Source organism: Pseudomonas sp. Con_6, assembly GCF_059379395.1.
This window is the reverse complement of the sequence record NZ_CM182011.1, coordinates 4,753,339-4,771,302: the sequence shown is the minus strand read 5'-3', so window position 1 is coordinate 4,771,302 and position 17,964 is coordinate 4,753,339. Positions and strand designations below refer to the sequence as shown.

Annotated in this window: 17 protein-coding genes and 2 tRNA genes; 8 read left to right on the top strand and 11 right to left on the bottom strand. The window is 63.6% G+C overall.

Annotated features, from left to right (window positions below; genetic code table 11):
• Positions 1 to 3: 3 nt before the first annotated feature.
• From ihfA to AC5QPF_RS21160, 5 genes are all read left to right on the top strand, one after another.
• Complete coding sequence (gene ihfA / locus AC5QPF_RS21180; RefSeq protein ID WP_009394049.1) at positions 4 to 306, top strand: integration host factor subunit alpha; 303 nt, start codon at positions 4 to 6, stop codon at positions 304 to 306.
• Complete coding sequence (locus AC5QPF_RS21175; protein ID WP_043213594.1) at positions 287 to 643, top strand: MerR family transcriptional regulator; 357 nt, start codon at positions 287 to 289, stop codon at positions 641 to 643. Before ihfA ends, AC5QPF_RS21175 begins: the two co-directional genes overlap by 20 nt.
• A 100-nt stretch (positions 644 to 743) precedes the next feature.
• A tRNA-Pro gene (locus tag AC5QPF_RS21170) sits at positions 744 to 820 on the top strand.
• 90 nt (positions 821 to 910) lie between these two features.
• A tRNA-Gly gene (locus tag AC5QPF_RS21165) sits at positions 911 to 986 on the top strand.
• Between the two features lie 240 nt (positions 987 to 1,226).
• Positions 1,227 to 2,246 (top strand): bile acid:sodium symporter, encoded by a 1,020-nt coding sequence (locus AC5QPF_RS21160; protein WP_494959744.1) that lies wholly within the window; start codon positions 1,227 to 1,229, stop codon positions 2,244 to 2,246.
• A gap of 135 nt (positions 2,247 to 2,381) precedes the next feature.
• Here AC5QPF_RS21160 and AC5QPF_RS21155 read toward each other — a convergent pair whose 3' ends face one another.
• The 11 genes from AC5QPF_RS21155 to AC5QPF_RS21105 all read right to left on the bottom strand — a co-directional run bounded on the left by AC5QPF_RS21155 (position 2,382) and on the right by AC5QPF_RS21105 (position 13,435).
• The gene (locus AC5QPF_RS21155; protein ID WP_494959743.1) at positions 2,382 to 3,137 is read right to left on the bottom strand and encodes a glucose 1-dehydrogenase; all 756 of its coding nucleotides are present in this window, start codon (positions 3,135 to 3,137) and stop codon (positions 2,382 to 2,384) included.
• 242 nt (positions 3,138 to 3,379) lie between these two features.
• Positions 3,380 to 4,087, bottom strand: a complete 708-nt coding sequence (locus AC5QPF_RS21150) for an FCD domain-containing protein (RefSeq protein ID WP_494959742.1) — start codon at positions 4,085 to 4,087, stop codon at positions 3,380 to 3,382.
• A 112-nt stretch (positions 4,088 to 4,199) separates the two neighbouring features.
• Positions 4,200 to 5,228, bottom strand: a complete 1,029-nt coding sequence (locus AC5QPF_RS21145; RefSeq protein WP_494959741.1) for a proline racemase family protein — start codon at positions 5,226 to 5,228, stop codon at positions 4,200 to 4,202.
• Positions 5,229 to 5,238: 10 nt separating this feature from the next.
• The gene (locus AC5QPF_RS21140) at positions 5,239 to 6,720 is read right to left on the bottom strand and encodes an aldehyde dehydrogenase family protein (RefSeq protein WP_494959740.1); all 1,482 of its coding nucleotides are present in this window, start codon (positions 6,718 to 6,720) and stop codon (positions 5,239 to 5,241) included.
• On the bottom strand, positions 6,717 to 7,997 hold the full coding sequence (locus tag AC5QPF_RS21135; protein WP_494959739.1) for an FAD-dependent oxidoreductase: 1,281 nt from the start codon (positions 7,995 to 7,997) through the stop codon (positions 6,717 to 6,719). The genes AC5QPF_RS21140 and AC5QPF_RS21135 overlap by 4 nt, the downstream gene beginning before the upstream one ends.
• Before the next feature lie 86 nt (positions 7,998 to 8,083).
• The gene (locus AC5QPF_RS21130) at positions 8,084 to 8,959 is read right to left on the bottom strand and encodes a dihydrodipicolinate synthase family protein (protein WP_494959738.1); all 876 of its coding nucleotides are present in this window, start codon (positions 8,957 to 8,959) and stop codon (positions 8,084 to 8,086) included.
• A gap of 30 nt (positions 8,960 to 8,989) precedes the next feature.
• Positions 8,990 to 9,655 (bottom strand): ABC transporter permease subunit, encoded by a 666-nt coding sequence (locus AC5QPF_RS21125; protein WP_494959737.1) that lies wholly within the window; start codon positions 9,653 to 9,655, stop codon positions 8,990 to 8,992.
• A gap of 12 nt (positions 9,656 to 9,667) precedes the next feature.
• Positions 9,668 to 10,339, bottom strand: a complete 672-nt coding sequence (locus AC5QPF_RS21120; RefSeq protein ID WP_494959736.1) for an ABC transporter permease subunit — start codon at positions 10,337 to 10,339, stop codon at positions 9,668 to 9,670.
• Positions 10,340 to 10,349: 10 nt separating this feature from the next.
• Complete coding sequence (locus tag AC5QPF_RS21115; RefSeq protein ID WP_494959735.1) at positions 10,350 to 11,171, bottom strand: ATP-binding cassette domain-containing protein; 822 nt, start codon at positions 11,169 to 11,171, stop codon at positions 10,350 to 10,352.
• A gap of 56 nt (positions 11,172 to 11,227) precedes the next feature.
• Positions 11,228 to 12,061 (bottom strand): transporter substrate-binding domain-containing protein, encoded by an 834-nt coding sequence (locus tag AC5QPF_RS21110; RefSeq protein ID WP_494959734.1) that lies wholly within the window; start codon positions 12,059 to 12,061, stop codon positions 11,228 to 11,230.
• Positions 12,062 to 12,514: 453 nt separating this feature from the next.
• Entirely contained in the window at positions 12,515 to 13,435 is a 921-nt protein-coding gene (locus AC5QPF_RS21105) for a LysR substrate-binding domain-containing protein (RefSeq protein ID WP_494959733.1), read from the bottom strand.
• A 101-nt stretch (positions 13,436 to 13,536) separates the two neighbouring features.
• Between AC5QPF_RS21105 and aptA the strand changes: the two genes are divergently transcribed.
• The 3 genes from aptA to AC5QPF_RS21090 all read left to right on the top strand — a co-directional run bounded on the left by aptA (position 13,537) and on the right by AC5QPF_RS21090 (position 17,956).
• Positions 13,537 to 14,883, top strand: a complete 1,347-nt coding sequence (gene aptA / locus AC5QPF_RS21100; RefSeq protein WP_494959732.1) for an omega-aminotransferase AptA — start codon at positions 13,537 to 13,539, stop codon at positions 14,881 to 14,883.
• Between the two features lie 51 nt (positions 14,884 to 14,934).
• Positions 14,935 to 16,431: a CoA-acylating methylmalonate-semialdehyde dehydrogenase gene (locus tag AC5QPF_RS21095; RefSeq protein ID WP_494959731.1), complete on the top strand. Its 1,497-nt coding sequence runs from the start codon at positions 14,935 to 14,937 to the stop codon at positions 16,429 to 16,431.
• Between the two features lie 220 nt (positions 16,432 to 16,651).
• A complete protein-coding gene (locus AC5QPF_RS21090) occupies positions 16,652 to 17,956 on the top strand; it encodes an aminotransferase class III-fold pyridoxal phosphate-dependent enzyme (protein WP_494959730.1) in 1,305 nt (434 codons plus the stop codon).
• Positions 17,957 to 17,964: the final 8 nt, after the last annotated feature.

Here is a 17,964-nt window from a genome sequence, read left to right as displayed (position 1 = left end):
CGTATGGGTGCTCTGACGAAAGCTGAGATGGCAGAACGGCTGTACGAGGAGCTGGGCCTGAACAAGCGTGAGGCCAAGGAATTGGTCGAACTGTTCTTTGAGGAAATCAGGCACGCTCTTGAAGACAACGAGCAGGTCAAATTGTCCGGTTTCGGCAATTTCGACCTGCGCGACAAACGCCAGCGTCCGGGGCGTAACCCGAAAACCGGGGAAGAGATCCCGATCACGGCACGCCGCGTCGTCACCTTTCGTCCAGGGCAGAAACTGAAGGCCCGGGTTGAGGCTTATGCTGGAACCAAGCCATAACGATGAACTCCCGCCTATCCCGGGAAAACGCTACTTCACCATTGGTGAAGTGAGTGAGCTCTGTGCGGTGAAACCGCACGTGCTGCGTTACTGGGAGCAGGAGTTTCCCCAGCTCAACCCGGTCAAGCGCCGCGGAAACCGTCGGTATTATCAGCGCCAGGACGTGCTGATGATCCGTCAGATCCGCGCCTTGCTGTACGACCAAGGCTTCACCATCGGTGGTGCGCGTCTGCGCCTGTCCAGTGATGAGGCCAAGGACGACACCACCCAATACAAGCAACTGATCCGGCAGATGATTGCCGAGCTGGAAGATGTGTTGGTGGTCCTGAAGAAATGACCCACGCTGGGTTTTGATAGGGTTATGAAAATAATCCTTCCAAAATTCAAAAGCTTAAGGTAGATTCTTCAACGTTCTCAGCAATATCGAGAATAGAGTTCGGGGCGTAGCGCAGCCCGGTAGCGCACTTGCATGGGGTGCAAGGGGTCGAGTGTTCGAATCACTCCGTCCCGACCAAAAATCCCTGGAAATCCAGTCTGCTGACTGGATTTTTTTATCCGGGAGCGGCTTTCCTTCATTGGAAGGCAGTCAACCGGAAACAGTTTTGCGGGAATAGCTCAGTTGGTAGAGCACGACCTTGCCAAGGTCGGGGTCGCGAGTTCGAGTCTCGTTTCCCGCTCCAGTTGTAGATCTGCAGAGTTCCATGGAATTTTGTAAGTCGTTGAAAAAAGGGCCTTAGGGCCCTTTTTTCGTTCCAGTGGGAACCACCGGAAACCGGCAGTATCTGGCGACCGGCCGGCTGAAAAGGCCTGCAAGCGGAGCCGTTGTCCGTTCATCGCTATCTTATGCCCTTGTTGCGTTAGCCGGATGGGGACCGCAGCCTTAAGATCCGCAACTACATGTTGGCGTCAGGATCTTCGTCATGGCTCGTTCCCGGCTGTTACCCGATAACTTCACACTTACCCTGGTTGCGGTGGTGCTTACCGCAACCTTCCTTCCGGCACAGGGCCAGGTCGCGGTCGCATTCGACTGGATCACCGACCTCGCCATCGCCCTGTTGTTCTTCCTTCATGGCGCCAAGCTGTCCCGGCAAGCCATTGTTGCGGGCGCCGGTCACTGGCGGCTTCACTCATTGGTGTTCCTCTGCACCTTCGTACTGTTCCCGTTGCTCGGTCTTGCCCTGAAGCCGCTGCTGTTGCCGCTGGTGGGCAACGAGTTGTACAAGGGCTTCCTGTACCTGTGCGCCTTGCCGGCAACGGTTCAATCGGCCATCGCCTTCACCTCGCTGGCCAGGGGCAATATTCCTGCAGCGATCTGCAGCGCTGCTGCCTCAAGCCTGATTGGTATCTTCATCACGCCAGTGCTGGTGGCCTTGTTGATGGGCGTGCATGGCGACGGCGGCTCGACGCTCGACGCGATCGGCAAGATCAGTGTCCAGCTGCTCCTGCCGTTCGTGGCCGGTCAGCTTGCGCGGCGCTGGATTGGCGAATGGGTAGGGCGTAACAAGGCATGGCTCAAGTTCGTTGACCAGGGCTCCATTCTGCTGGTGGTGTTCTCGGCGTTCAGTGCGGCCGTGGTCGGTGGCTTGTGGCAGCAAGTGCCACCCCTGGTGCTGCTCGGTATCGTGCTGGGTTGCTGCCTGCTGCTGGCCCTGGCACTGGGTATCACTGCGGTGCTTGGCAAATGGCTGGGTTTCAGTCTCGAAGACCGCATCACCATCCTGTTCTGCGGCTCGAAGAAAAGCCTGGCGACCGGCGTGCCCATGGCGCAGGTGCTGTTCGCCGGAAGCACTATCGGTGTGCTGATTCTTCCACTGATGCTGTTCCACCAGATCCAGCTCATGGTCTGTGCCTCGTTGGCACAACGTTATGCGCGCCGACCGGATGATCAGGGTCCGGGCGTGTCGGCCCTCGAACAGCAGGGGCGCCAGTCCAAGGGCTGATGCAACGGAACAGCCGGTGACGGCCTTTGCCCACACCGGGTGCAGCGAAGTTGAGGTCGTATCTACTGTGAGCCGGCGCCGGGCTACCCGTTCAGGTGAGCCCCGCCCTGGCAGCGCTCGACCCTGGAGGCGACGTCAGGCGACGGCCTGTGCCCCGGTGATCTCCACCAGCGAACCGCACATGAAGGCGGCCTCTTCAGAGGCCAGGAAGGCCACCAGCGCGGCCACTTCCTCGGGCTTGCCGATACGCCCGAACGGCACCATCCGGTCCAGGTCGGCGATGGTCCGGCCGGAGCGCTTGACCCCGGCTTCCAGCATCGGCGTATGGATTTCCCCTGGGCATACGCCGTTCACCCGCACCTTGTGCGGCGCATAGTCCCGGGCCAGGTTCTGGGTGAAGGAGGCGACGGCGGCCTTGGTGACGTTGTAGGCGATGTGCCCGGGCGCGGGGTACAGGCCCCACTGCGAGGCGGTGTTGACGATGGCACCGCCGCCGGCTTCGATCATCAGCGGCAATACGGCCCGGCACAGGTGGAACATTGAATCGAGGTTGACGGTGAAGCTGGCGTGCCAGTCGTCTTCGCTGAGGGCGAGCAGGTTGCCGCGGCGGTTGATGCCGGCGTTGTTCACCAGGATATCGATGCTGCCGAGTTGCTCGACGGTCTGCTGGACCAATGTCCGGCAGGCGTCGCCCTGGGCGATGTCGGCGGCGATCGCCTGTGCCTTGCCACCTTCGGCACGGATCGCCTCGGCGACCGCCTGGGCGGCTTCCAGGTTGACATCGCTGACTACCACCGCAGCACCTTCACGCGCCAGCCTTGCCGCGATAGCCGAGCCGATACCGCCGGCGGCGCCGGTGACGATCGCTACCTTGTTGTCGAATCTTTGCATCGTTGACTCCCGTGATTTTCTGCTTGTAAGAGGGAATGGCAGGTCACTTTCATTTATGTGTGCAGCTCTGCATGCAAGCTATCGGGGGCTCGTCGGGATGTCAATATCGATTCGCCAGCGGCAACGAAACGGCCCCTGTGGGAGCGGGTTTACCCGCGATTGCGTCAGTGAATTCACTATCGCAATCGCGGGTAAACCTGCTCCCACAGGGGCCGTGCTGGATTTGAAAAAGGAGCGTCGGCTCAGGCGACCGACATGCGCGCCGTCAGGTTCTGCTGCATGTAGTCGAGGAAGCGGCGCTGGAACAGCATGGTGTGTTCATGGGCAGCGGCTTCGGCGGCATCGGCGTCCCGCGCGGCGATGGCTTCGATGATTTCATCATGGTCACGGCCCAGGCGATGGGCGCTGGCGGAACTGACCACATGATCGAAGTGCAGGTGCAGCAAACGCTGCCCTTCACCCAGCAGCCGCTCGTAGTAGTTGATGAAATAGGGGTTGCGCCCGGCGTGGGCAATGGCCATGTGGAAGGCCTTGTTGAGCTCGGACATGGCCTGGAAGTCGCCACTGGTGACGGCGTTGAGGTAGGCCTCGTCCGCGTTGCGGATCGCCTCCAGGTCTTCCGCGCGGTGCTGGATGGCAGCCAGGCGCGTCACGGCCCGCTGGATCAGGTCCAGGGCGGAAATGTAGTTGGGGAATTCTTCGATCTCGAAGGGCGTGACCAGGGTGGTGCGGTTCGGCAGGATGACCACCAGGCCTTCGGTGATCAGGCGTGCCAGGGCATCACGCACCGGCGAGCGGGACAAGCCGAACTGTGCCGCCAGTGATACCTCGTCGAGCTGCACCCCGGGCTTCAGCTTGAGGGTGAGGATCTGCTTGCGCAGCTCTTCATAGATGTAGCGCCCGCTATGGCGACGAGGGCCGCTCTCGGTGTCATTATCTTTTGCCATCATCAGGTCTCGGTTGGTCTGGTCCGCATCATACAGGCCAGCCTTCTTGTCTTGTCAGTCCCGCAGCATGGGAGGAAGACGCTTCCTGCGTCAATCCTCGCCCATGCCGAGGGGACTATTGGCCGGGGCCGACTCCCCAGGTATCGCTGAGCATGAACCCTGCCGCGAGCGGATCGTCCGGATCCACCCCCAGCTGTTGCAGGCCGTACAGCCAGGCGCGCCCGGTCACCCGTGGCAGCACCGCCGGCCGTCCGGCGACCTCGGTGTGCCCGAGCAGGGTGACCTGGAACTGGCCACCGATGGTCGAGCGCGACACCAGCTGGTCGCCCGCCTGCACCAGGCCGCGGGCGGCCAGGGTGGCGAGGTTGGCCGAGCTGCCGGTACCGCAGGGCGAGCGGTCGACCCGGCCGGGCGGCAGGGTGGTGCAGGTCTGGTAGGTACGCTCGTCCAGGCGGTTGCGGAACATCACGTAGGCCACTTCGTTGACCGACGGCAGCAACGGGTGCTGGATGTTCAACTGGCGGTTGATCACGTCTTTCAACGCGACACCGGCATCGGCCAGCGCCCGGGCATTTTCCGGGGCGATGGACAGGCCGGTCTGCTCCACATCGATCAGCGCGTAGTAGACCCCGCCGAACGCCACGTCGATCTTGAGCGTGCCGAACGCCTCGGTCTCGATCATCAGGTCCAGGTGCTCGACGAACGCCGGCACCATGTCCAGCGACACGCTGACGCAGCGCCCGTCCGCGCACAGGGCGCGGGCGGTCACCAGGCCGGCGGGGGTGTCGAGCACCACCGTGGTCTCGGGTTCCTGCATGGGCACCATGCCCAGTTCGAGCAGGGCGGTGACCACGCAGATGCAGTTGCTGCCCGACATCGGGTGGGCCTTGTCCGCCTGCAGCACGATGAAGCCGGCATGGGCTTCGGGGCGGGTCGGCGGCAGCAGCAGGTTCACCGACATCTGCAGGCAGCCCCGCGGCTCCAGGGTCACCAGGCGGCGCAGGCTGTCGTCGACCTCGTTGATGTGGTTCATCTTGTCCAGCATGGTGGCGCCCGGAATGCCCAGGACGCCGCCGGTGATGACTTTGCCGATCTCGCCTTCGCAGTGCACTTCAGCGAGCTGAAGCGTCTGTTTCCAACGCATGGGTGTTACCTCACTTGATGTACCAGCCCCACGGCTGGTCGGTGTTGTAAGAGGTGATCTGCTTGGTTTCCAGGTAGTTGTTCAGGCCCCACTCGCCCAGCTCGCGGCCGATGCCGCTCTGCTTGTAGCCGCCCCACGGCGCTTCGGTGAAGGTCGGCTGGGAGCAGTTGATCCAGACGATACCGGCGCGGAACTTGCGGGCGACGCGCTCGCAGCGCTCCAGGTCCTTCGACATCACCGCAGCGCCAAGGCCGAAGCGCGAATTGTTGGCCGATTTCACCGCCTCTTCCTCGCTGTCGAAGGGACGGATGCACACCACCGGGCCGAAGATCTCCTCGTTCCAGATCCAGCTGTCTTCCGGTACGTCGGCGAACACCGTGGGCTGCAGGTAGAAGCCCTTGTCCAGGTGCGCCGGGCGTTCGCCGCCACAGACCAGGCGAGCACCGGCTTCCAGGCCGCTGGCGATGGCCTTGAGGGTGTTGTCGTACTGGTTGCGGTTGACCAGCGGGCCGAGCAGCACGCCTTCTTCCAGGCCATTGCCGATCTTGATCTTGCGGGTTTCCTCGGCCAGGCGCGCCAGCAGTGGCTCGTAGGCGGCGCGCTCAACCAGCACGCGGGAGGTGGCGGAGCAGACTTCGCCCTTGTTCCAGAAGATGCCGAACATGATCCACTCTACCGCCTGTTCGAGATCGCTGTCGGCGAAGATCACGAACGGCGACTTGCCCCCCAGCTCAAGGGTCACGTTCTTGATGTCCTGTGCAGCCGCCTGCATGATCCGGCTGCCCACCGGCACGCTGCCGGTGAATGCCAGCTTGTCGACGCCGGGGTGGGCGGTGATGGCCGCGCCGACGGTGGAGCCGGGACCGGTGACGATGTTCAGCACGCCCGCCGGCAGGCCGGCTTCATCGGCGATGCGGGCCAGCTCCAGGGCGGTCAGCGAGGTCTGCTCGGCGGGCTTGAGGATGATGCTGCAGCCGGCGGCCAGGGCCGGGGCGATCTTCCACGAAGCCATCAGCATCGGGAAGTTCCACGGCACGATGGCGCCGGCCACGCCGATCGGCTCCTTGCGGGCGATCGCGCTGAAGCGGTCGTCGGACAGGCTCACGTCTTTCTCGCGATTGCGATCGAGCTCTTCGGCCAGGTTGGCATAGAAGTCGAAGCAGCCGGCGGTGTCGCCGATGTCCCACATGGCTTCCGGGAAGGGCTTGCCGTTGTCACGGACTTCGAGGGTGGCGAGTTCTTCCTGGCGGGCGCGAATGCCATCGGCGATCTTGCGCAGGTATTCGCCACGCTCGGCGCCGCTCATGCGCGGCCACGGGCCTTCGTCGAAGGCGGCGCGGGCGGCCTTGACCGCCACGTCGACGTCGGCGGCGCAACCGGAAGCGACGCTGGCGATCAGGCTTTCGTCGCTCGGGTCAAACGAATCGAAGCTGCCACCGTTGATCGGGCTGACCCACTGGCCATTGATATAGAACTGGTCGTAGCGGTTCATGCGTTTCCTCCAAGGACGGCAAAGCGTCGGGAACTGAATGCGGAAAGATTCTGGGCGGGCGCGCGTCCGGCAGCGAGGTCGCTGACCAGGCGGCCGGTTGTAGCGCCAAGAGTGAGGCCGAGCTGGCCGTGACCGAAGGCCAGGATGGCGTTCTTCAGGCGGGGCGAGCGATCGATCACCGGTTTGGTGTCGGGCAGGAACGGGCGATAACCGACGCCGAATTCCATGCCCTGGGTGTTCAGTTGCGGCAGTACGCGGCGGGCCTTTTCCATGATGATTTCGGCACGCTTGAAATTGGGCTCGGCGTTGGGGCCGGCGAACTCGATGGTGCCGCCGATCTGCAGGCCGCGGGTCATCGGGGCGAAGCAGAAGCCGCCGTCGGCGTAGATCACCGAGTGGCGAATCTCCACGCCGGGCTGTGGCAGCACGGCCTGGTAGCCGGCGATGCCGGCAAGGGGAATATTGACCCCCAGGCTGTCGAAGAACGGACGGGCCCCGGTACCTGCAGCCACCACCAGCAGGTCGGCCGGCACGCGGATGCCGTCATCCAGGGTGACGCCGCTGGCCTTGTCGTGCTGCTCGTCGATCTTCACCACGCGCTGGCGGATGCGTACGCCGCCCTGGGCGATGAAGCTCTCGGTGAGGGCGGCGATGAAGCCCTCGGTGTCGCTGACCGCGCGCCAGTCCGGGAACATCAGGCCGTGCTGGAACTTGCCGGCCAGTGCCGGCTCCAGGTCGGAAATCTCCGCGCCGTTCAGTTCCCGGGAGCGGAAGCCCAGTTGCTTGCGCAGCTCCAGGTGCGGGCGCTCGTGGGCGAGGCCGGCGGGGGAATCGAATACTTCGAGGATCGGACGGTCGCCCAGCAGGGTCTTGTCCGGGCACGCGTCGAGCAGCGGGGCATAGTCTTCGTAGACATGCTGGGTCAGGCGGGCCATATCCTGCGCGATCTCGTTGATTTTCGAGGGGCGGGCACAGGCCAGAAAGCGCATGAACCACGGCAGGATCCCCGGCAGTGCGCTCGGACGCAGGGCCAGCGGGCCTTTCTGATCCAGCAGCCAGCCGGGGATCTTCATAAGGATGCCGGGCTTGGACAGCGGGATGACTTCACTCACCGCCATCTGGCCACAGCTCCATTTGGCGGTGCTGTCGCCCGGGGCGGCGGGGTCGATCAGGGTCACCCGGTGGCCGTCGCGCTGCAGGTACAGCGCGCAGCACACGCCGACGATACCGCCACCGATGACCACTGCCTGTTGCGATGACGTTTGCGGGTTGTTCATGAGTGCAATGCTCAAAGAGAGAGACGGAGTGAGGATTGCAGGAGCGAGCAAGCTCGCTCCTGCAGGTTTTCACACGGTAGCGCCTGTTACGCCTGGGACGCTTCGAATACCTTGCGGAACTCGGTTTTTTCTTCATCGGTCAGCGGCAGCAGCGGGGCGCGGGCCGGGCCGACCTTGAAGCCGGCCAGCTCGGTGCCGTACTTGACCTTCTGCACGAACTTGCCGCTTTCCAGGTTGGCCATGGCCGGGAACAGGCTGCGCATGACTTCCTGGGCGCCATGGATGTCGCCGGCGGTGAAGGCCTTGTGGAAGGCCACGACCTTCTCCGGGAAGATGTTGGCCGGGCCGCAGATCCAGCTGTCGGCGCCCCACAGGTAGAAGTCCAGGGCCTGGTCGTCGGAACCGCAGGACAGCTGGATGCCCTTGTACTTCTCGCCGATCTCGATGGCACGCAGCAGGTTGCCGCTGCTTTCCTTGATGCCGATCACGCGTGGGTGCTGGTGCAGCGCGGCGATCACGTCCAGGCCGACTTCGACGTTGGTACGCACCGGGTAGTTGTAGAGCACCACGTTGATTTCGGGGAAGGTCTCGAGAATGGTGTTGTAGTGGGCCAGCAGTTCTTCCTGGGATGGCAGCGCGTAGTACGGCGGTGCGATCAGCAGGTTGGTGTAGCCGGCGTCGACGGTCTGCTTGATCTGCTCCAGCACTTCACGGGTGCAGGAGCCGTTGGCGCCGGCAATCAGCAGGCCGCGGTCGCCGACCACCTCCTTGACGGTAGCCAGGATCTGACGACGTTCGTCATTGGCCAGGGCGTAGTACTCGCCGGTCGAGCCCAGGGGTACGAAGCCGCTGACGCCAGCGGCCAGTTGGTGCTCGATGATCGAGGCCAGCGTGTCGTGATCGACCTTGCCAGCGGCGTCGAACGGGGTGACCAGTGCGGGCAGGATGCCTTTCAGTTTCATCAGTGAGTCTCCGGGTTGGTTAGGGTCAGGTCAGTAGGCGTAGCGGCGCAGCAGGCGCCCTTCGACCACGCCGACCAGACGGGTCAGCGGGAAGGCCACGAGGAAGTAGATGACGGCCACGGCCGAGAGGAACTCGACCGGGCGCGCGGTGCTGTTGGAAATGTTCTGGCCGACGAACATCAGGTCGGCGACGCCCACCGAGGAGATCAGCGCGCTCTCCTTGAACAGGCTGACCACGTTCGACAGCAGCGGCGGCACGGCCCGCAGCAATGCCTGCGGGAAGATCACGTAGAGCACCTTGACCTTCGGGCCCAGGCCCAGGGCGGTGCAGGCGTCGTGCTGTTCGCTGGCGATGGATTTCAGCGCGCCGCGGAAGGTCTCGCTGGTGATCGCGCCCATGAACAGGGTCAGGGCGATCAGCACCGACACGTAGGGCGGGATGTCCAGGCCGAACACCACCGGGAAGCAGAAGAACACCCAGAACAGCTGGATCAGCAGCGGCGTGCCGCGGAAGAACTCCACGTACAGGGTCAGTGGCAGGCGCACCAGTGGGGTCTTCAACTGGCGCAGCAGGCTGACGGTGAAGCCCAGCAGGCTGCCCAGGATCGCGCAGGCAGCGGTGAAGGCCAGGGTCAGGCCCAGGCCCTTGAGCAGGACCGGCCAGTAGTGCAGAACAACCGAGAAATCGAGTGGCATGGTTATTTCTCCTCAGCGCTGGCCGGCCAGTTCCTGGCGCCGTTCGAACCACTGCACCAACTGCGCGACCGGCAGCGACAAGGCGAAGTAGACGAGGGCGATCAGGGTGTAGGTTTCCAGCGGACGGTAGGCTTCGGTGGCCAGGCTCTTGCCCACGTACATCAGGTCGGCGACTGCGACGATCGCCACCAGTGCGCTCTGCTGCAGGGTGCCGATGCCGTTGGTGATCAGCACCGGCAGGGCGCTGCGCAGCGACTGCGGCAGGATCACGTAGAGGGTTCGCTGCCAGGAACGCAGGCCCAGGGCAATGCACGCATCCAGGTGTTCCCGTGGTACCGCCTGCACGCCGGCGCGGTAGGCCTCGGCGTTGAACGCGGTCAGGTTCAGGCCCAGGGCCAGGAAGCCCATGGCGATCGGGTCGATGAACACGTCGAAGAGCATCGGCACGCAGTAGAAGAACCAGACGATCTGCAGCAGCGCCGGGGTGCAGCGGAAGAACTCGATGAACAGCTGCGCCGGCCAGCGGATGAAAAACCAGCGGCTCAGGGTCATCAGGCACAGCAGGAAGCCGCAGGTCAGGCCGATCAGGTTCGAGACCAGGGCCAGTTCCAGCGTCACCTTGAGGCCGTCGAGCAATGCCGGCAGGCTGCCGTTGAGAAAGTGGAAGTCGAATTGGTAGTTCATGGCATTGCCCTCAGTCGAACTGCACGACCTTTTCGAGGAACTCGCGGGTGCGGGCTTCCCGAGGCTGGGTGAAGATCTGTTCGGGGTGACCTTGCTCGACCACCTTGCCGTTGGCGCAGAACACCACCCGGGTGGCGATGTGGCGGGCGAAGTGCATGTCGTGGGTGACGATGATCATCGCCATCTTCTGTTCGGCCAGTTGCATCATCACGTTCTGCACTTCGATGACCATTTCCGGGTCCAGGGCCGAGGTGACTTCATCGAACAGCATCAGGCGCGGTTCGAGCATCAGGGCGCGGGCGATCGCCACGCGCTGCTTCTGGCCGCCGGAGAGCTGGCTGGGGTAGGCGTTGAGCTTGCTCTCCAGGCCCAGGCGGGCCAGGTAGGCGCGGGCCTTCTCGGTGGCCTCGGCCTTGCTCAGGCCATGCACCTTGACTGGCGCCAGGATCAGGTTGCCCAGCACCGACAGGTGCGGGAACAGGGTGTAGTGCTGGAACACCATGCCGATCTGCTTGTGCAGGACTTCGTCCAGTGGCTTGCCCTGTTTGCGGCTGCCATCGATGTACGGTTTGCCCTGGAACCGGATGGTGCCGCCCTGGATGCCTTCCAGGCCCATCAGTACCCGCAGCAGCGAACTCTTGCCGCTGCCGGATGGCCCGATGATCACCAGGCGGTCGTCGGCGCGCATGTCCAGGTTCATCCCGTCCATCACGACCAGCTGTTCGGAATAGGCTTTGCGCACGCCCTGAAGCTGGATGAAATTGCCGCCCAGGCCTGAATTCGGGTTGAGCGAAGCCTGTGGCTGGGAAGCCACCAAATGAGGTGTGGTCATTACAGTTATCTCCACGAGGGCGCTCCTGGCCGGGGCCCTCGATAGGTCAGCGGGAGTTACTGGGCTTTCTGGCCCGCGAGGATCTCGGCGGAAGCCTTGTCCACCAGCTTGTCGATCTCTCCCGAGGCGCGGCGCTCGGTGATGTAATCGTCAAGTTGGGCAAGGTCGGCGGCGGGGGTTTCGCGCGAGAGGGCGAAGGACACGCCCTGCTTGGCCAGGGCTGGCACTGGCAGCACTTCTTTCGTCCAGCTGTTGGCCATGGCGAACAGGTGGTTGGTGTCGTTGGCGTCGGCGAGGATGTCGGCGCGCTTGGACATCAGCGCCATGCGGGTTTCATCGGAGCCGGGCAGGCGCATCAGTTTTGCCTGCTTGATCGCACCGGACACGGCCTTGTCGGCGGCGGTGCCGGAGATCACGGCGATGGTGACGCCGGGCTTGTCATAGTCGGCCAGGTCGGAGCCGGCGCTAGCGAACTTCGGGTTCTTGCCGTTGACCAGCAGGGAGATCTGGTAGTCGGTGGCGGGCACCGAGAACGCTACGGCCTTGGCGCGCTCCGGAGTGCTGTTGAGGGCCATCGCCATGTCCCACTTGCCACTCTGGATGCCGGCGACCTGGTTGTCCCAGCTGGTATCGACGAACTCGGCCTTGACCTTCAGCACGTGCTCGGCGAAGTCGCGACACAGGTCGACGAAGTAGCCGCTGTACTGCCCGCTGGCCGGATCGCGCATCACGTAGGGCGCGGCGATCGCGGCGCCGCAACGGAGCACGCCGGCCTTCTGCACGTTTTGCCAGGTTTGGGTCTCGGCCTGGGCCGAGGTGTGCATCAGCAGCACTGCCGCCGTGAAGCAGGCCACGCGGCCGCCGAGTTTGCGAGAAAGGAACCGTGCCATGTTTTCGAGTCTCTCTGGTGAGTTGTTCTTGTAGACAGACGATCAAGGGAGGAGCAAAAGCTGTGTTCTTATTTGAGTGCTGCGTTGTGTGCAGCGATGCATTCAAGTTATTTCGAATCTGTTCAGGCTGTCAACACGGCTGAAAGAATTTTTGGAAGCAAAAACGCCCTCGCTCACCGTGGTCGGTGAATGAGGGCGTCTTGATGTGAAGGGCGATATGTGACCCCGTGGGAGTCCACGTAGCCCTGCGGGGCTGCGCGGTCGGTGTGGGAGCGGATTCATCCGCGATCGGCGGCGCAGCCGTCGTAAAACCTGAGTCCCAGGTTCTCCTGACACACCGCGGACTCAGGTTTTATGGCCGCTTCGCGGCCAATCGCGGATGAATCCGCTCCCACACCGTCCCCGCTAAATCAATGAGTCATGTGTTGTTCCATGAAGCGGGTTACAGGGTTTTCAGGCGGGCGTGTCAGTCAGCTCCAGCTCGCTGAGGAACCGCTCAAGGATCAGGTTCTGCCGGCGTCCCTTGCGCATGGCGATGGCGATCTTCGAGTCGAAATGCAGCCGCTGCGGATCCAGGGCAGTCATCAGTCCTTTCTCCACCCAGGTCGCGGCGTAGTGGTCCGGCAGGAAGCCGATGTAGGCGCCTGTCAGGATCAGAAAGGCGATGCCTTCGCGGTCGGTGGCCGAGGCGGCGAAGCTGAGCAACTGGTGCAGGCCGATCGCCTCGGCAGTCATGCGGTAGGCGGGAATCACCGCGTCGGCCTGGGCCAGCTGCGCGTCGCTGACGGTGGCGGCCTCGGCGAACAGCGGGTGTTCGTGGCTGCAGTACAGGTACGAACGCTCCTCGTAGAGCAGGCTGTAGTCCAGGCCGGACAGGGGGGTGATCAACGGCACTGCGCCGACGTGCAGGCGCCCGTCGATCAGGCCGCGCTCGATTTCTCCCGGGGTGCTCATGCTCAGGTTGATGCGCACGCCACTGCCCTCGGCGCGTACGGCCTTGAGCGCGTGGGTGATGCGCATCTTCGGCTGGGTCACCAGGTTGTTGACGATGGCCACGTTGAGGTCGCCGCGCAACTGCTGGTGCATCTGGTTCACTTCACTGCGAAAACCCTCGATGGCCACCAGCACAGTCTCGCTGGCGCGCAGTACCTCGCGGCCTTCGTCGGTCAGGGCGAAGCCGGCCCGGCCGCGTTGGCACAGGCGCATGCCCAGGCGTTTCTCCAGGTCGCCCATGTGCAGGCTGATTGCCGAGCGGGTGATGCCCAGCACGCTCTCCGCCCCGGAGAAGCTCCCGCATTCGGCCACGGTCTTGAATACCCGCAGCAACCTCAGGTCGAAATCGCTGACCTGATGCAGTGGCGTTTTTTTTGTCATGGGTGAGTAATCCAATAACCGAGTGAAAGAAAATACAGATTTAACTTACATGACGCTTCGATTCAAGCTAGCTGGCATCCACCCACCCTAGGGCTACCGCCATGAATCAGGCCTTGCAAACAACAATTCCCCTGGCCAGCGGACTTCAGTTGGACTCCCACTGGATGCCGTTCTCGTCGAACCGCAATTTCCACAAGGACCCACGCTTTATCGTCGGTGCCCAGGGCAATTGGCTGGTCGACGAGCAGGGCCGGCAGGTGTTCGACAGCCTGTCGGGGCTGTGGACCTGCGGCGCAGGCCACTCGCGCAAGGAGATTGCCGATGCGGTGGCCAAGCAGTTGGTGACCCTGGACTACTCCCCGGCTTTCCAGTATGGCCACCCGCTGTCGTTCAAGCTGTCGGAAAAGATCGCCAGCCTGACGCCGGGCGACCTGAATCATGTGTTCTTCACCGGTTCCGGCTCCGAGTGCGCCGATACTGCGGTAAAAATGGCCCGCGCCTACTGGCGTCTGCAAGGCCAGCCGCAAAAGACCAAGCTGATCGGCCGTGCCCGTGGCTATCACGGGGTGAACGTTGCCGGCACGTCCTTGGGCGGAATCGGCGGCAACCGCAAGATGTTCGGGCAACTGATGGATGTCGATCACTTGCCTCATACCCTGCAGCCAGAGCTGGCCTTCACCAAGGGCGCGGCTGAAACCGGCGGCGTGGCGCTGGCCAACGAATTGTTGAAGCTGATCGAGTTGCACGACGCCTCGAACATCGCTGCGGTCATCGTCGAGCCGATGTCTGGCTCGGCCGGTGTCCTTGTGCCTCCCCAAGGCTATTTGCAGCGGCTGCGCGAGATCTGCGACCAGCACGACATCCTGCTGATCTTCGACGAGGTCATCACCGCATTCGGGCGCATGGGCCGCATGACCGGCGCCGAGTATTTCGGCGTGACCCCGGACCTGATGAACGTCGCCAAGCAGATCACCAACGGCGCCATCCCCATGGGTGCGGTGATCGCCAGCCGCAAGATCCACGAAACCTTCATGTACCAGGCCTCGCCCGAGTACGCCGTGGAGTTCGCCCATGGCTACACCTATTCCGCCCACCCGGTCGCCTGCGCCGCTGCGCTCGCCACCCTGGACCTGCTGGAGAAGGACAACCTGGTCCAGCAATCCGCCGAACTGGCGCCGTATTTCGAGAAGGCCCTTCATGGCCTGAAAGGCGCGAAGCATGTCGTCGATATCCGCAATTGCGGCCTGGCTGGCGCCCTGCAGATCGCGCCGCGTGATGGCGACGCCATCGTGCGTCCTTTCGAGGCGGGCATGGCCTTGTGGAAAGCCGGGTTCTACGTGCGCTTTGGCGGCGACACCCTGCAGTTCGGTCCGACCTTCAACACAACAACCCAGGAACTGGATCGCCTGTTCGATGCCGTGGGCGAGGCCCTGCACGGCGTCGACTGACCGATCCTTCCTTTATACAGCCCGCTTGCCAGCAAGCCCCGAGGAACCAAGATGAGCACCATCAAGCACCTGATCCACGGCGAGTACGTCGCAGACGCCGCTCGCAGCACCGAGGTCTTCAACCCGTCCACCGGCCAGGCCATCCACACCCTCGGCCTGGCCAGCCGTGCCACCGTGCAGAAGGCCATCGACTCTGCCCAGGCGGCGTTCCCGGCCTGGCGCAACACCCCGCCGGCCAAGCGTGCCCAGGTGATGTTCCGTTTCAAGCAGTTGCTGGAAGCCAATGAGCAGCGCATCGCCCAACTCATCAGCGAAGAGCACGGCAAGACCCTCGAAGACGCCGTCGGCGAGCTCAAGCGTGGTATCGAGAACGTCGAGTTCGCCTCCGCCGCGCCGGAAATCCTCAAGGGCGAGTACAGCCGCAATGTCGGCCCGAACATCGATGCCTGGAGCGACCTGCAGCCCATCGGCGTGGTCGCCGGCATCACCCCGTTCAACTTCCCGGCCATGGTCCCACTGTGGATGTACCCGCTGGCCATCGCCTGCGGCAACTGCTTCATCCTCAAGCCCTCCGAGCGCGACCCGAGCTCGACCCTGCTGATCGCCGAGCTGCTGCACGAAGCCGGCCTGCCGAAAGGCGTGCTGAACGTGGTGCACGGTGACAAGGAAGCAGTGGACGCGCTGATCGAGGCGCCGGAAGTGAAGGCGTTGAGCTTCGTCGGCTCGACCCCGATCGCCGAATACATCTATGCCGAAGGCACCAGGCGCGGCAAGCGCGTCCAGGCCCTGGGCGGCGCGAAGAACCACGCAGTGCTGATGCCTGATGCCGACCTGGACAACGCCGTCAGCGCACTGATGGGCGCGGCCTACGGTTCCTGTGGCGAGCGCTGCATGGCCATCTCCGTTGCCGTGTGCGTCGGCGATCAGGTGGCCGATGCGCTGGTGGCCAAGCTGGTTCCACAGATCAAGGCCCTGAAGATCGGTGCCGGCACCCAGTGCGGCCTGGACATGGGCCCGCTGGTCACTGCCGCTGCCCGTGACAAGGTCCTGGGCTACATCGACGACGGTGTCGCGGCGGGCGCCGAGGTGGTGGTCGATGGCCGTGGCTTCAAGGTCGCCGGCAACGAAGACGGCTTCTTCGTCGGCGGCACCCTGTTCGATCGCGTTTCCCCGCAAATGCGCATCTACAAGGAAGAGATCTTCGGCCCGGTGCTGTGCATCGTCCGTGTCGACAGCCTGGAAGCGGCGATCCAACTGATCAACGACCACGAGTACGGCAACGGCACCTGCATCTTCACCCGTGACGGTGAGTCGGCGCGCCTGTTCTGCGACGAGATCGAAGTGGGCATGGTCGGCGTCAACGTACCGCTGCCGGTGCCGGTGAGCTACCACAGCTTCGGCGGCTGGAAGCGTTCGCTGTTCGGCGACCTGCACGCCTACGGCCCGGATGGCGTGCGCTTCTACACCCGCAAGAAGGCCATCACCCAACGCTGGCCGAAACGCACCAGCCATGAGGCTGCGCAGTTCGCATTCCCTAGCAACAGCTAAGGAAACCCTGTTCGGGCAATAGCGCCGTCGACTGTTCTGACGGAGAAACGCCGATGGCGCTGTTGCCCGCACCCGTAGAGCTTCTACGGAAAACCCGGGACCTGCCGGGTTCACTCTCACCGACTTTGTCAAAGGCTCAGGCTGGAGACCTCGCCGCCACCACGCTGGCGGCATTTCTTTGTCCCTGTTCATCCGATTCAACCGAAGAGGTCGTTACACCATGCCAATCAGCAACGAATACGTTAAAGGCCTTGATCGCGACTACGTGTTCCACTCGTGGTCCGTCCAAGGCGCGCTCAATCCCCTGGTGATCGCTGGCGGGGAGGGCTGCGAGGTCTGGGACTACGAAGGCAAGCGCTACCTGGACTTCTCCAGCCAACTGGTCAACACCAACCTGGGGCACCAGCATCCCGCCGTGATCGCGGCCATCCAGGAACAGGCCGCCACCCTGGCCACCGTGGCCCCGGCCACCGCCAACCTGATGCGTGGCGAAGCCGCCAAGCGCATCATCGAGCAGGCACCCGCGGGCTTCAGGAAGGTCTTCTTCACCAACGGCGGCGCTGACGCCAACGAAAACGCCATCCGCATGGCCCGTCTGTTCACCGGTCGCGACAAGGTGCTGTCGGCCTACCGCTCCTACCACGGCAACACCGGCGCGGCGATCGTCGCCACCGGCGATCCGCGTCGCGTGCCGAACGAATATGCCCGTGGTCACGTGCATTTCTTCACTCCTTACCTGTACCGCAGCGAGTTCAGTGCGCAGACCGAGGCCGAGGAAACCGAGCGCGCGCTGCGCCACCTGCGTCGCGTCATCGAGGCCGAAGGTTCGGCCTCCATCGCCGCCATCCTCCTGGAAAGCCTGCCGGGTACTGCCGGCATCCTGATGCCGTCGGCCGCCTACATGCAGGGCGTGCGCGAGCTGGCCACCGAGTTCGGCATCCTGCTGATCCTCGACGAAGTGATGTCCGGCTTCGGTCGTACCGGCAAGTGGTTCGCCCTGGAGCACTACGGTGTGGTGCCCGACCTGATCACCTTCGCCAAGGGCGTCAACTCCGGGTATGTACCGGTCGGTGGCGTGATCATTTCCGAGCAGATCTGCGCGTACTTCGACACCCGCTACTTCCCCGGCGGCCTGACCTATTCCGGGCATCCGCTGGCGATGGCGTCGATCGTCGCGGCCATCGACGCGATGCGCAAGGAAGGCGTGGTCGAGAACGCCCTGGATATCGGCAACACCCAGATCGGCCCGCGCCTGCGCGAGTTGCAGCAGCGCCATCCGGCGATCGGCGAAGTCCGCGGTGCTGGCGTGTTCTGGGCACTGGAGCTGGTCAGCGACCAGGTCACCCGCGCACCGCTGGCTGCGGACAAGATGCAGCAGATCAAGGCGAAGCTGATGGAACGCGGCCTGCTGCCTTTCATCGCCGAGAACCGCATCCACGTGGTGCCGCCATGCGTGGTCTCGGCGGCGCAGGTCGAGGCGGGCATCGCCATCCTCGATGAAGTGATCGGCTCGGTACTGGGCTGATCGATTCA

What these genes read in the sequence shown, in the direction of transcription:
- ihfA (WP_009394049.1), top strand. Translation starts at nt 4, where the DNA reads ATGGGTGCTCTGACGAAAGCTGAGATGGCAGAACGGCTGTACGAGGAG.
- AC5QPF_RS21175 (WP_043213594.1), top strand. Translation starts at nt 287, where the DNA reads ATGCTGGAACCAAGCCATAACGATGAACTCCCGCCTATCCCGGGAAAA.
- AC5QPF_RS21160 (WP_494959744.1), top strand. Translation starts at nt 1,227, where the DNA reads ATGGCTCGTTCCCGGCTGTTACCCGATAACTTCACACTTACCCTGGTT.
- AC5QPF_RS21155 (WP_494959743.1), bottom strand. Translation starts at nt 3,137, where the DNA reads ATGCAAAGATTCGACAACAAGGTAGCGATCGTCACCGGCGCCGCCGGC.
- AC5QPF_RS21150 (WP_494959742.1), bottom strand. Translation starts at nt 4,087, where the DNA reads ATGATGGCAAAAGATAATGACACCGAGAGCGGCCCTCGTCGCCATAGC.
- AC5QPF_RS21145 (WP_494959741.1), bottom strand. Translation starts at nt 5,228, where the DNA reads ATGCGTTGGAAACAGACGCTTCAGCTCGCTGAAGTGCACTGCGAAGGC.
- AC5QPF_RS21140 (WP_494959740.1), bottom strand. Translation starts at nt 6,720, where the DNA reads ATGAACCGCTACGACCAGTTCTATATCAATGGCCAGTGGGTCAGCCCG.
- AC5QPF_RS21135 (WP_494959739.1), bottom strand. Translation starts at nt 7,997, where the DNA reads ATGAACAACCCGCAAACGTCATCGCAACAGGCAGTGGTCATCGGTGGC.
- AC5QPF_RS21130 (WP_494959738.1), bottom strand. Translation starts at nt 8,959, where the DNA reads ATGAAACTGAAAGGCATCCTGCCCGCACTGGTCACCCCGTTCGACGCC.
- AC5QPF_RS21125 (WP_494959737.1), bottom strand. Translation starts at nt 9,655, where the DNA reads ATGCCACTCGATTTCTCGGTTGTTCTGCACTACTGGCCGGTCCTGCTC.
- AC5QPF_RS21120 (WP_494959736.1), bottom strand. Translation starts at nt 10,339, where the DNA reads ATGAACTACCAATTCGACTTCCACTTTCTCAACGGCAGCCTGCCGGCA.
- AC5QPF_RS21115 (WP_494959735.1), bottom strand. Translation starts at nt 11,171, where the DNA reads ATGACCACACCTCATTTGGTGGCTTCCCAGCCACAGGCTTCGCTCAAC.
- AC5QPF_RS21110 (WP_494959734.1), bottom strand. Translation starts at nt 12,061, where the DNA reads ATGGCACGGTTCCTTTCTCGCAAACTCGGCGGCCGCGTGGCCTGCTTC.
- AC5QPF_RS21105 (WP_494959733.1), bottom strand. Translation starts at nt 13,435, where the DNA reads ATGACAAAAAAAACGCCACTGCATCAGGTCAGCGATTTCGACCTGAGG.
- aptA (WP_494959732.1), top strand. Translation starts at nt 13,537, where the DNA reads ATGAATCAGGCCTTGCAAACAACAATTCCCCTGGCCAGCGGACTTCAG.
- AC5QPF_RS21095 (WP_494959731.1), top strand. Translation starts at nt 14,935, where the DNA reads ATGAGCACCATCAAGCACCTGATCCACGGCGAGTACGTCGCAGACGCC.
- AC5QPF_RS21090 (WP_494959730.1), top strand. Translation starts at nt 16,652, where the DNA reads ATGCCAATCAGCAACGAATACGTTAAAGGCCTTGATCGCGACTACGTG.